General features: G+C 62.5%; 9 protein-coding genes. 5 read left to right on the top strand and 4 right to left on the bottom strand.

Features of this window, described 5'->3' with window-relative positions; genetic code table 11:
* Positions 1-119 precede the first annotated feature (119 nt).
* Positions 120-1,343, bottom strand: coding sequence for an arginine deiminase (gene arcA, locus AEQU_RS01905; RefSeq protein WP_022739234.1), 1,224 nt, complete (start codon positions 1,341-1,343; stop codon positions 120-122).
* A gap of 742 nt (positions 1,344-2,085) precedes the next feature.
* Here arcA and AEQU_RS01900 point away from each other — a divergent pair.
* Positions 2,086-3,714 (top strand): amidohydrolase, encoded by a 1,629-nt coding sequence (locus AEQU_RS01900; RefSeq protein ID WP_022739233.1) that lies wholly within the window; start codon positions 2,086-2,088, stop codon positions 3,712-3,714.
* Between the two features lie 189 nt (positions 3,715-3,903).
* Here the strand turns inward: AEQU_RS01900 and AEQU_RS01895 are convergent, their stop codons facing one another.
* The gene (locus tag AEQU_RS01895; protein ID WP_022739232.1) at positions 3,904-5,697 is read right to left on the bottom strand and encodes an FAD-dependent oxidoreductase; all 1,794 of its coding nucleotides are present in this window, start codon (positions 5,695-5,697) and stop codon (positions 3,904-3,906) included.
* A gap of 202 nt (positions 5,698-5,899) precedes the next feature.
* On the opposite strand from AEQU_RS01895, the gene AEQU_RS01890 reads away from it, so the two are divergent.
* Positions 5,900-6,841 carry a LysR family transcriptional regulator gene (locus AEQU_RS01890; protein ID WP_022739231.1) on the top strand — a complete coding sequence of 314 codons (942 nt, stop codon included), beginning with the start codon at positions 5,900-5,902 and terminating at the stop codon, positions 6,839-6,841.
* 1 nt (position 6,842) lies between these two features.
* Here the strand turns inward: AEQU_RS01890 and mazG are convergent, their stop codons facing one another.
* A complete protein-coding gene (mazG, locus tag AEQU_RS01885) occupies positions 6,843-7,718 on the bottom strand; it encodes a nucleoside triphosphate pyrophosphohydrolase (protein ID WP_022739230.1) in 876 nt (291 codons plus the stop codon).
* 353 nt (positions 7,719-8,071) lie between these two features.
* Here mazG and mihF point away from each other — a divergent pair, with 353 nt between their 5' ends.
* The 3 genes from mihF (at position 8,072) to AEQU_RS01870 (ending at position 9,960) form a co-directional block, all read left to right on the top strand.
* On the top strand, positions 8,072-8,380 hold the full coding sequence (gene mihF / locus AEQU_RS01880) for an integration host factor, actinobacterial type (RefSeq protein WP_022739229.1): 309 nt from the start codon (positions 8,072-8,074) through the stop codon (positions 8,378-8,380).
* Positions 8,381-8,451: 71 nt separating this feature from the next.
* Positions 8,452-9,354, top strand: a complete 903-nt coding sequence (locus AEQU_RS01875) for a TrmH family RNA methyltransferase (RefSeq protein WP_022739228.1) — start codon at positions 8,452-8,454, stop codon at positions 9,352-9,354.
* A 6-nt stretch (positions 9,355-9,360) separates the two neighbouring features.
* Positions 9,361-9,960, top strand: coding sequence for a hypothetical protein (locus AEQU_RS01870; protein ID WP_022739227.1), 600 nt, complete (start codon positions 9,361-9,363; stop codon positions 9,958-9,960).
* A gap of 330 nt (positions 9,961-10,290) precedes the next feature.
* Here AEQU_RS01870 and htpG read toward each other — a convergent pair whose 3' ends face one another.
* Positions 10,291-12,279 (bottom strand): molecular chaperone HtpG, encoded by a 1,989-nt coding sequence (gene htpG / locus AEQU_RS01865; protein WP_022739226.1) that lies wholly within the window; start codon positions 12,277-12,279, stop codon positions 10,291-10,293.
* Positions 12,280-12,415: the final 136 nt, after the last annotated feature.

The following is a 12,415-nucleotide window of genomic DNA, read 5'->3' as shown; positions in this document are numbered from 1 at the left end:
GCGGGGCCCCCGAGAACCGGGGAACCCGCGCCTCTTTTACGGCCCAGCGCTGGCTGGCTAGACTGGGCCGGAAAAGACGGACGTAAGAGTGCTCCTTGACGGAGCGGGCGCCTTGCGGCTTACAGAGCCTCGCGCCAGGCCGGCATGGACATGCAGCGCGGGCCGCCACGGCCGCGGGAGAGCTCGGCCGAGGGCATCTCCAGGCAGTTGATGCCCTGCTTGTACAGCACGTCGTTGGTGACGTTGTTGCGCTGATAGACCACCACGGTGCCGGGGCGGACGCAGAGCGTGTTGGAGCCGTCGTTCCACTGCTCGCGCTCGGCCGCGATGCGGTCGCCGCCGCCGCAGGGGATGAGCTTCACCGGCTGGCCGACGTACTCGGAGAGCACCTTCTCGAGATCCTCGTTGCGCTCGCGGATCTTCGTGCCGCCCTTGCCGTCCGGGGTGATCTCGAACACCGTGAGCGGGCCCATGATGCCGGGATGGATGGTGAACTTGTCGTAGTCGATCTGGGTGAACACCGTGTCCAGGTGCATGAAGGCGCGGGAGGACGGGATGTTGAAGGCCAGAATCGTGTCGATGGTCGAGGTCTCATCGTTGAACACGTTGTGGGCGATGGCGTCGATGGCATCGGGCTCGGTGCGCTGGGAGATGCCGATGGCCAGCACGTGCTCGTTGATGTTCAGGATGTCGCCGCCCTCGATGTGGAAGGTGTCGTTGCGATCGTAGTAGGTCGGCGTGCCGGCGAAATCCGGATGGTACTTGAAGATGTAGTCGCCGTAGATGGTCTCGCGGTTGCGCGTCACCGAGTACATGCGGTTGATGGACACGCCGTTGCCGATCATCGCGAACGGGTCGCGGGTGAAGTACAGGTTCGGCATCGGAGCGCACACGAGCTTGCAGCGGTCGGACACCATGTCCACCAAAAGGTGGGTGTCCTTCTGGGGCAGCTCCTGCAGGTTGATGCCGGCCATGGTCTTCATGACCATCTCCTTGGTGCCCGCGTAATTGGAGTTGATGTAGTCGGTGATGATGTCGTGGTACATGTCGGTGCGGATGCCGGCCTCGTAGATCCACTGATCGAGGAACTGCTGGCGCAGCTCGGGCTTGGCGTCCAGAACCTCGGCCATGAGGTCCTCCAGGTAAACCACTTCCACACCCTCGCCGCGAAGGATGTTCGCGAAGGCGTCATGCTCCTCCTGGGCCACCGGGAGGAACGGGATGTCGTCGAACAAGAGCTCCTCAAGCGTATTGGGGGTGAGGTTCAGCAGCTCGTCGCCGGGGCGGTGAAGGATGACCTTCTTGAGGTTGCCGATTTCGCTCTTGACGTTTACTCCTTGCATGTGACTCTCCAATCCGGCGGCTTGAAGTCCGCCATCATAGTTGAGAAGCTGCGGGCGAATGCCACCCTCAGCCCATCGCGGTCGGCGCGATGGATGCATCTAATGTCTCAGAATCCGGGCCAGGGGGAAGAGGTAAAGTGGTATTAGATGAGGGTTTAACTTGTCATTACCAACCCTCTGCCAGCCTTACACCCTTAGTAAACGCCCCTTGCTACGTCTCCTTCGCCCCAGGTCAAGCGTGCGACCCGAAGCTTTTGCATCGGATGCCTTCCTTGCGCATCGACGGTGCTTTGCTTTTCGGCCCCCTAACAATTACAGCCGAGGTCGCAATTCGTCGATGAACCTAAAGTATCATCATTTTTGTTCACATGCAATAAAAAAGTTCCAATCGTTTAGGGATTCAATCAAATTTCACGAATGCATAAGATAGCACAGCCTCTCCCTTGGTCGCGCTTGAGCCTGGAAGGCGGCTTATCTGAGGTATTTTACCAGCTAAAAGTCATGTTTTTCTCATTTGGCCATGTTTAATGCACTCTTATTGGCTCCATAATCTACTTTGTCAATTAGTAGAGCGTGCATCATTCGGCCTCTTCTGCCCTCATCTTTTTTCAGTTCAAACCCTCATTTTTCGTAGTGCAGATGAACAATTTTACTTCAAGGCGTATACTGCACCTGAGAAACCGAGTCGCCCTTGCGAGTCGCTCGGCCACCCCACACGCTCGCCTTCGGAAGGAGACGCACCATGGCAACTCCCCGCCCCGCTGATCGAATCCTCGTTACCTCTGCCTTGTTTACCGGTGCCGACGACGAGCCCGCGCCCGGAGCCGTGGCCATCGGGGGCGACCGCGTTTTGTGGGTCGGCCCTCTTGAAGTCCTGCCCGAGCATTTGCGCGGCACCGATACCGAAGTCGTCGACTACGGAAACGCTCTCGTGATGCCGGGCTTCCACGACGCCCATCTTCATTACTTCCACTCCGCGCTGTACCTCTCCCCTCTGGCTGAGCGCTTCGTGGGCGAGAACGAGGCCGACGCGGTAGCGCGCCTGGCGCCCTTGGCCGCACGGCGACCGGCCGGCTCGTGGCTGCTCACCCAGGGCTGGCGCGACTACTTGTGGAACCCGGCCGGCATGCCGAGCCGCGCGTCACTTGACGCTGTCTACCCCGACCGACCCGTGGCCATGTACTCCGGCGACGCCCACACCCTGTGGCTGAATAGCTGCGCGCTGGAACGCTTGGGCATCACGGAGGAAAGCGAGCCGCCCGCAGGCGGGAGCTACGACAAAGACGCCGACGGGCACCTTACAGGCATTGTGCGCGAGGCGGCAGCCATGGGGCTCATGCCGCGCATCGTGGCGGAATTCTCGCGCGAGGAGCTGCTGGACGCCTACCGCTCCTTCGAGCGTTATCTGAACGAGCACGGCATCACGGGCGTGTGCGACGTGTCGCTCATGGCGATGCCGGGCCTCGATTTCGTGCGCGACGACCTGTTCGGCGCCTTGGAAGAGGCCGGCGAGCTCACCGTGCGCGTGTCCATGTTCCCCACGCTTTTGGAAGACCGCAGCCGTCTGGCCGCCCTGCAGGCCGCCCACACGGGCCCGCTCCTTTCGGCTCAGGGCTTCAAGCAGTTCTTCGACGGCGTTTCCAGCCAGCACACCGCCTGGGTTCACGACCCCTACACCAACGCTCGCTTCGAGGGCGACTGCGGGCGCCCCACCGTGGCTGCCGAAGTGATGGAGGCGCTGGTGGCCCCGGCGGCGGCCGAGGGCTCGCCCGTGCGCATCCACGCCATCGGCGACGAGGCCATCCACCGCTGCCTCGATATCTTCGAAGCCCACCCGGTGGCCTCCCCCGCCCATCACACCATCGAGCATTTGGAGAACTTCCAGCCCGACGACATCGCGCGCATCGCGCGGGCGGACGTCATCGCCAGCGTGCAGCCACGCCACATCACCCTGGATCCCGGCGGCCCGGAGCGTGATTTGGGACCCGAGCGCGTCCCTTATATGTGGCCTTTCCGCACCCTGCTCGATTCCGGTGCCACGCTGGCCTTCGGCACCGACTCCCCCGTTACCGACATCGACCCCATCGACGCCGTCTACACCGCCGTCACCCGCCGCGACGCCGACACCCACGAGCCGTGCGGGGGCTGGCTACCCGAGGAGCGCATCACCCTGGCCGAGGCCCTGCGCGCCTACACCGCCGGCAGCGCCGCCGCCGCCCAGCGCGCCGACGAGCTGGGGCAGCTAGCCCCGGGCATGTTCGCCGATATCGTCGTGCTGGACCCGAACCCCTTCGAGCTGGCTCCCGACGACCTGCAGCAGGCAAAGGTACAAGCCACCTACGTCGCCGGCAAGAAGGTGTACGAACAATGAGATTGGGCCTCTTTAGGCTAAAATGCGCCGATTCCGTATTTTAGCCTAGGCTAGCATCCTTCCTTCCGCCGGCTGCGCCAACTGAGAAGCGAGCCCGCGCAAGCAGGCTCGCTCCAATTCGATCTATGGAAAGGCGGCGGAACGAGGGGGAGGAAGGAGAACGTCCCGCCGCCAGTTTCCCTTCAGCGATTAGGCGTCGGTGCGGCCGTCCTTCTTCATGACGCCGCCCGCGGCCATGTAGCCGCCCACGAAGGCCAAGCCCAGATCAGCGAACACGCCAGTGAGAGGCTTGCCCGCGGGGTTGCCCTCGCCCGCCGACCCGCCGGCAGTATGCCAGGCGGCGTACAGACCCGGAATGGGCGCGCCCTCGGTGCTGATGACCTGCATGTCAGGGTTCACCTTCAAACCGCACTTCGAGCCGAACACATGGCCACCAACGATGGCTCCATAGTAGGGCGGCTCATCTAAAGCAAGCAGCCACTCCTTCGGATATTTGTAGGTGGCAGCGTAGTCCTCGCCCGCTGCGCAGGCAGCGTTCCATTTCTCCACGTTGTCCACGAGGACGCCCTCGCGCAGGCCAAGCGCCGCCTCAAGCTCCTCAATGGTGTCGCACTTGCGAATGACGCCAGCCTCCACCATGTCGTTGAACCCGGTGTGCCAGTCGCGCAGATACTCCGGCACGCGATCGTAGAAGGGGTCGTCGTCAGCGAGGATCTTGCCCTTGCGGCAAATCACCTGGCCAAAGTAGTTGTCCAGCATGAGCTGCTCGTACTTCGAATCGAAGATGCAGTAGGTCTTGCCGCCGGGCTGGCTCATCTCGATGGCGGCAGTCTCGCAAAGCCCCTCAGAGGAGGGCGACGCATCGTTCACATAGGGATAAACGCGAGCGCTCGTGCCGATATAGGGAACGCGGTTGCCGTCGCGGTTGATGCGCAGCCAGGGCTGGCGCACTACCTGGTTGCCGTCCTTGTTGATGTGGCAGTCCATCTCGGTATCGAACTCGTCATAGTCGCGCCACCACACGCCGCCGTCGAAGGCGCCGGTGGAATCGTATCCGGCCAGATCGGCCCCTACACCCTGGCCCATGCGGATGCACTCGCCAGTGCCGTTGGGCGGCGTGGCGATATTCGCAATACCCTGAAGAGTCGTGGCGGAGTACTTGGCCATCATGGCGCGGTTCACCTCCATACCACCGGCGCACAGGATGACGCAGTTGGTAGCGTGGATGAACTTCTCGCCCTCCTCGTCGGTGACCTTCACGCCCACGACGGCCCCACCGTCGAAGACGAGCGTGTCCACGTTGCTGTTGGCGCGCACCTCGGCCCCGTCTTTCTGCGCCTGCTCGGTCAGCAGCTGCAGGGGGATCAGGTTCACGTTGATGCCGTTGGTGGGCGTGGACATCCCCTCCCATTCCAGCATGCCCGCACCGGCAGGGCTCGGGTTCATAGGCACCCATTTGGCCCCGGCCTTCTCGTTCATCCAGTCGATGCACTTCGGGCCTTCCACCAGCATGGCGCGCACAAGCTCCGGATCACCGGTCTGCTGCTGGCAGCTCATGACGTACTCTAGGATGCGATCCACATCGTAGGGATATTCCGGATAGGCGAACTTGCGCTCTTCAGCGGCCTTGTGGCCGCCCATGTTCGAGAACACCGATGAGTGCTTCGAGTTGCCGTTCAACTCCATGTTGCGCTCTAACACAAGCACCTGGTAACCCGCCTGGCCGAGCCGGATGGCGGCGTTGATGCCCGCGGCGCCGGAGCCGACCACGATGACCTCGGCCTCCTCATCCCAGTTCTCGGGAACACTAGCCGGCTCGATGGGGGCAGCGGCAGCCTCAAAGGCCTCTCGTTCCTTGTCGCGAGCATCGCTGCCGCCAGTATCGGCCATCTCGGCCTTCGGAGCGCAGCCGGCAAGTCCCGCTGCAGCAGCCGTTCCTCCGAGCAGCGCCCCCTTGAAAAACGTTCTGCGATCGATGTTCATAGGTCTCCCCTTTCCTTCAGGTTTCGTCGCTCCTCCATCATAGGGGCGCCCCTGCCGAGAACGAGGGAGGTTAATTGCGAGCGCCGTCGGTTTCCTTTGCATCTCTGTTCAGGTTGGCAACGCACGTGTAAAGTAATCTTTACAGCATGCCGTATGAGTGGGACACTGGACGTCTCGCCGTCATGTTTGGAAGGAACGCGCCGTGAACACACGCTATCTGGAGGAATTCCTCGTCATTGCCGATGAATTGAACTTTTCTGCAGCGGCCAAGCGGCTCTATACCACGCGCCCCACCCTCAGCGAGCACCTGGCGGAGCTGGAGGATGAACTGGGCTGCAAGCTCGTCGAGCGCGGTCGGGGAAAGCCCGCGCTGACGCCGCTTGGGAGGCGGTTCCTCGGCACAGCTTCCGACTTGCTGGGGCAATGGGACGAAGTTGTCGACGAATACCGGGATCTCTCCGACAACCTGCTCACCGTTACCGTGTCGGCCACAAACCTTCCCTGGCTCGAAGCGCCTCTTCTGCGCGCACGGCACCGCATCGCCGAAAAGTGGCCCGAGGGCAAAATCGACATCGTCACCGACAACGGCCCCTTGGCCACCGTAGACGCGCTGGGCGAGCGGAAGAACGACATCGTCGTCGTAGGCTGCAAGAACTTCAGCGAGGCAGGACATCGGCTTCTCACGAAAGAGCATCCAGGATTCGTGCTGAACGCCGAGACCACTCACTTGTTTATGGCCGAGGATAACCCGTTGTTCGGACGCGATACCATTCACGCCACCGACCTCGACGGCGCCGTCCTGCTCCTGCCGCCCGACGTCCACCAGAGCTACGAGCGCGACGGAGTCGCCGACCGCTTTGCCGCGAACGGCGCTCGCGTCACGCTCAAGACGATGCCCTTCCGCGACCATGCCGAGTATTTCGCCCACGATTTCGGGTGCGCCATCGGCGTTGCGCCCGGCACCCTTGTGCCGCGCTTCGGGCTCGACCGGCGCCCCGGGCTGCGCCTGTTCGACCTCGACGATATGGATTTCTCGACGGACTTCATCGCCGTGTTCCGAGACGAATTCGTCGAAAGCCCCCATGGCCGCGTCCTTTTCGACGAGATGAAGGCCGCTGTGGCCCAAGGAGAGCCCGGAGCCTAGTTTAGCTCTCCAGGACCTTCGAAAGCTGCCAGAGTTCTTCCATCTCCTCCATGGAGAGGTCTTCCACGCGACGGCCCTGGCCGGCAGCGGCGCCTTCCATGAAGGCCCAGCGGGTACGGAACTTGCCGCAGGTGGCGCGCAGGGCCTCCTCGGCCTGGACGCCCATCTTGCGGGCTACGTTCACGAGCGAGAACAGCACGTCGCCCATCTCCAGTTCCACCGCCGCGGCAGCCGCGGGATCGGCGGCGGCATCCACCTTGCCGTTCGCGGACTTCGGCGCGGCGGCGTAGGCGGCCTTAAGCTCGGCGACCTCCTCGTCCACCTTGGCCCGCACGTCGTCCACCGTTTCCCACTCGAAACCGGCCGAGGCCGCCTTCCGCGAGATCTTCTGCGCCTGTTTCAGCGCCGGGAAGCTCTTCGGCACGCCGTCGAGCAGCCCCTGGGGCGCATCGGCCGCAGCGTCGGCGGACTCCTTCTCGGCCATCTTTATCTGATCCCATACGTCCAGCACCTCGTTGGCGTCGCCTGCCACCACGTCACCGAACACATGGGGATGCCGGCGCACGATCTTCGCGTTCACGTCGCGGCACACGTCGTCGATGGTGAACTCACCAGCGTCCGCGGCAATCTGCGACTGCAGCACCACCTGAAGCAGCACGTCGCCGAGCTCTTCGCGCATGTGCGGCACGTCGTCGGCCTCGATGGCATCCACGGCCTCGTAAGCCTCCTCCACCATGTTGCCGGAAATGCTCTTGTGGGTCTGCGCCTTGTCCCAGGGGCACCCGTCCGGCGAGCGCAGCGCCTCGATGGTGGCCACGAACTCGTTGAAGGCGGGGTGCTCGGTCGGCTGCACCTCGGCTACCAGCTTCTCAGTCACAGTATTGCTCCCTTCGATTGCAGGTTTCCGCAGCATTATAGCGCTCCTGCTTTCGCGTGCCCGTCCAACGTCTTCGAGCAGCGCCTTCCCTCCCCTTTTTCGCAGTTTCTCAAGAAGCTTGAGCAGCCGCATTCGAGCTATTTCGTCACCAAATCCCCATTTCGGAGCCTTAAAAGCGCACATTTTTCTGCAAAAACGCGACATTAGCGGGAAAAGGGGTGTACAACCTGCGGTTTTCTATTATGATCGTGTAGCTAAAAACGGAGAAACGCTGGTACCGAAGCCTTCTGGTACCAGCGTTCTTCGAGTGAAGGCCCTGTTAGAAGGGCACCGACTAGAGAAAGAGAAGTGATATGCCCGCACCTACCATGACCCCTGAGCAGCGCGCCGCCGCCCTCGAGAAGGCTCGCGTCGTTCGCGCCAAGCGCTCCGAGATCACCAACAAGCTCGCCATGGGTCTCACCACCCCGGCCGAGGTTCTCGATCAGATCGACGACCCGATCATCGGCCGCATGAAGGTCAAGGCTTTCGTGAACGCCCTGCCCGGCTTCGGCAAGGTGAAGACCGAGAAGCTCATGGAGGAACTGGGCATTCCGGCCGAGCGTCGTCTGCAGGGCCTCGGCTCCAACCAGATGGCCGCCCTAAAGGCCGCCCTTTCCTAAGTCTCAACCGAGGCAATCTTGCAAGCGCCCGCCTATAATAGACGGGCGCTTTTGTTTTGGAAGGAACCGGCATGCCCCTTATCTATGTAGACACATTGGAAGACCCACGGCTCGATGCGTTCGCGCGGCTGACCGAGGCTCAGCTGCGCAGTAAGCTGGAGCCGGAGCGTGCGCTGTTCATCGCCGAGTCGCAGAAGGTGATCGAACGGGCCTTCGAGGGCGGCATGGAGCCGATCTCGCTTCTTATGGAAGAGAAGTGGCTGCCTTCCATGGCACCGCTCATCGAGCGCATGGAAGAGCGGGCGGGCGCGCCCGAGATGCCGGTGTTCGTCGCGCCTCATGACGAACTTGAGCGACTCACCGGCTTCGAGCTGACGCGCGGCGCCCTCGGGGCCTTCCGTCGCCCCGCCCTGCCCACCGTGGCCGACGTGCTGCACGAGGCGCGGCTGGTGGCGGCGCTTGAAGACATCACGAACCACACCAATGTGGGGGCCATCTTCCGCAGCGCAGCGGCCCTCGGGGTGGATGCCGTGCTCGTCAGCCCCGCCTGCTACGACCCGCTGTACCGCCGCGCCGTGCGCGTGTCTATGGGCACCGTTTTCCAAGTGCCGTGGACCCGTATTGGAGACGCAGACGTACCGAATCGCCCCGGCTGCGGGACCTGGAGCGACGAGGGCATCGCCGAGCTGCGCGCGCACGGCTTCACCTGCGCCGCCATGGCACTCTCCGACGACTCAGTGACTCCCGACGAGCTGAATGCGCTTTTGGCCGAACGTGAGGCGTCCACCGGCGAACCCGCGAAGCTGGCGCTGCTGTTCGGCACCGAAGGCGAGGGGCTCTCCCCCGCCACCATCGCCCGCTGCGACTATACCGTACGCATCCCCATGGCCCACGGCGTCGATTCCTTGAACGTCGCCGCCTCCAGCGCCGTGGCCTTCTACGCCTTCCGGCAGCTGAGCCAGCTGGAGAGGTAGGAAACAATGATATCTCTCGATCCCCGTTCCACGTCCTCTGCTCAAGATAACACAGGGAAAGCAAGCGCCCCCATCGTCCAAAACGATTCGCAGCTGAACAGCGACTCCACCGACCAGAGCGCGACAAACAGGAAGATCGGCAAGGACAGCGCAAGTCCGCAGAAAGTGCCACGAAGGGTCACCGCGGCTACCTGGGTCGTGCGCCTCTGCTTCGCCTTCGTGTTCGTCGTGAACGTGCAGTGCGCCCTGGGGTTCGCACTCGCGCCCGAGGCCTACATGGGCGCCTACGAGCTCGGTGGCGTGCCAGGTCGCGTGGCCACTCAGGGCATCGGTATCGCCTTCCTCATGTGGAACTGCACCTACCCACTCGTCATTTGGCGCCCCGAGCGCCACCGCACCCTCGCCAGCGTCGTACTGGCTCAGCAAGTCGTAGGGCTCGTCGGAGAGTCGCTCATCCGTGCCACCCTGCCCGCCGGCCACGACCTGCTGGCCAGCAGCATCGACCTGTTCATCGCCTTCGACGCCATCGGCCTCGTTCTCATGGCCGCCTCATGGGGCATCTTTTTTCTGCTTGAAAAGCGCACATGCGCTAGGATCCACGCCTAGGCGATTTGCCTTCCTGTTTTTTGCCAAATATTTCGATTGTTAGCACCTCGAGGAACTAAATCCCTGCGCTGCTCCCACTCTTCTTACTCGTAAGGTAAGTGAATTATACAATACTCATTATTTTATTGTCATTTTATCCCTTTACCCTGCTGAGCGAACCTCTCGGGCACTGCCCTTTCTGCTAACAATCGCAATATTTGCCGAAAAACACGGGAAAGGATCGCGCTTGGCGATCCTTTCCAGGAGAGAGAAGGGGTTCTCGGGTTTGCTTAATTCGGCGGCTCGAGGGCACTTCCGCGCCGGCGTGCACCACTGGTTGGCAGGCTGGGCCTACTTCATCAGCTCAGCGACAGCCTGGGCGAAGGCGAGCGGGTTGTCGGGCAGAATGCCCTCCACGAGGAGTGCCTGATCGAACAGAAGGCCCGCATAGGTGCGCACCTTTTCGTCGTCGCCGGCCTCATGAGCCGCTTGCAGCGTGGCGAACACCGGGTGCTTGGCGTTCACTTCCAGCACCAGGTGCATCTCGGGCAACTCGTCAGTGCCCGGCTGGCTCTTCAGCACCTGCACCATGGCCAGCGACATGCCGCCCTCGCTCGTGACCACGGCCGGCGCATCGGTGAGGCGGGTGGAAACGACGACGCGCTCCACCTTGCCGTCAAGCGCCTCCTGCATAATGCCGAACAGCTCGGCATTGGACTCGGTGGCCTCCTCGGCCTCCTTCTTCTCCTCATCGGTGGTAAGGCCCAGGTCCTCGGAGCCCACGTTCTTGATGAAGTAGGGCTGCTTGTTCTCCTCGTCGCCGTCCACCGCGTGCTCGCCGTAGGTGCCCATGGCCATCATGCAGAACTCGTCCACGTCCTGGTCGCACAGCAGCACGTCGTAGCCCTTGGCCAAAACCGTGGTCACGAGCGGCATGGCGGCCAGGCGCTCCAGCGAGTCGCCTGCCGCGAAGAAGATGGAGTCGGCTCCGGCCGGCGCATCGGCCAGATACTCGTCCAGGGTGATCATCTTCTGCTGCTTAGCGGAGTAGAACAGAAGCAGGTCGGCAAGCGTGTCCTTCGCCATGCCGTAGCTCTGGTAGATACCGAACTTCAGCGTACGGCCGAACTGCTTGAAGAACTCCTCGTAGGCCTCACGATCGTCGTCGCGCATATTCGCCAGGTCGGCCTTGATCTTCTTCTCGAGACGCCGGGCAATGGCGCGCAGTTGGCCGTTGTGCTGCAGCGTCTCGCGGGAGATGTTCAGCGTGAGGTCGGAGGAATCAACCACGCCGCGCACGAAGCCGAAGTAGTCGGGCAGAAGCTCCTCGCACTTGTCCATGATGAGCACGTTGGAGGAGTACAGGGCGAGCCCGCGCTTGTAGTCCTTCGAGTACATGTCCCACGGCGCGCGGCTCGGCACGAACATAAGCGCATCGTAGTTCAGCGACCCCTCAGCATGCACGGAGATGGTGCGGGCCGGGTTTTCGAAGTCGTGGAAGTCGGTCTTGTAGAACTCGTCGTACTCCTCCTGGGAGACCTCGGACTTCTTGCGCTTCCAAATTGGGATCATGGAGTTGATGGTCTCCACCTCGGTGTAGCTCTCCCACTGCGGCGCGGCCGGCTGGTCGCCCTCGGCCGGCTCGGGGGCCTCCACCTTGCGGCTCTTTGTCACTTCCATCTTGATAGGATAGCGCACGTAGTTGCTGTAGCGCTTGATGAGCTGCGTGAGCCCGTGCTCGCTGGCGAAGGTGCCGAAGGACTCGTCGGCGGTGTCGTCCTTCAGGTACACGATGACGTCGGTGCCATGCTCGGCGCGCTCGGCCGGCTTGATGTCGTAGCCGTCGATGCCGTCGGACTCCCAGGCCCAGGCCTCGCCGCTTCCGATGGCGCGGGAGACGACGCGCACCTTCTTGCCCACCATGAAGGCGGAGTAGAAGCCGACGCCGAACTGGCCGATGATGTCCACATCGGTGAGGTCGTCGAGTCCCTTCGCCTCGCCGGGCTCGCTTTCGGCAGCAGCCTCGGCCTGGGCGGCCTTGAATTCGAAAGAGTCGGAATGGGCGATGGTGCCGAGGTTCTTGTCCAGCTCGTCCTTGGTCATGCCGATGCCGTTGTCGGACACTGTGACCGTGCGCTCGTCGCTGTTGTAGCCCACCGTGATGGCCAAGTCGTCGCGGCCCACGGCCACAGACGGGTCGGTGAGGCTGCGAAAGTACAGCTTGTCCACCGCGTCCGACGCGTTGGAGATAAGCTCGCGCAGGAAGATCTCGCGATTGGTGTAAATGGAGTTGATCATGAGGTCGAGCAGCTTTTTGCTCTCTGTCTTGAACTTGCGCATAGGTTTTGTCCTTCTTTCCTAGAGGCGGAAGACACATAACTGCCCCAGTGTAGGTCGCGCGCCGGCGGTGTCTCGCGGTGCGTTCGGTCTGTACGTCAGTCGTTGACCGGCGGCGACAAAAGCGTTAGCAGTCTCC

The organism is Adlercreutzia equolifaciens DSM 19450 (genome assembly GCF_000478885.1).
Taxonomy (GTDB): Bacteria; Actinomycetota; Coriobacteriia; order Coriobacteriales; family Eggerthellaceae; genus Adlercreutzia; species Adlercreutzia equolifaciens.
This window is presented reverse-complemented; position numbering and strand designations above follow the sequence as displayed.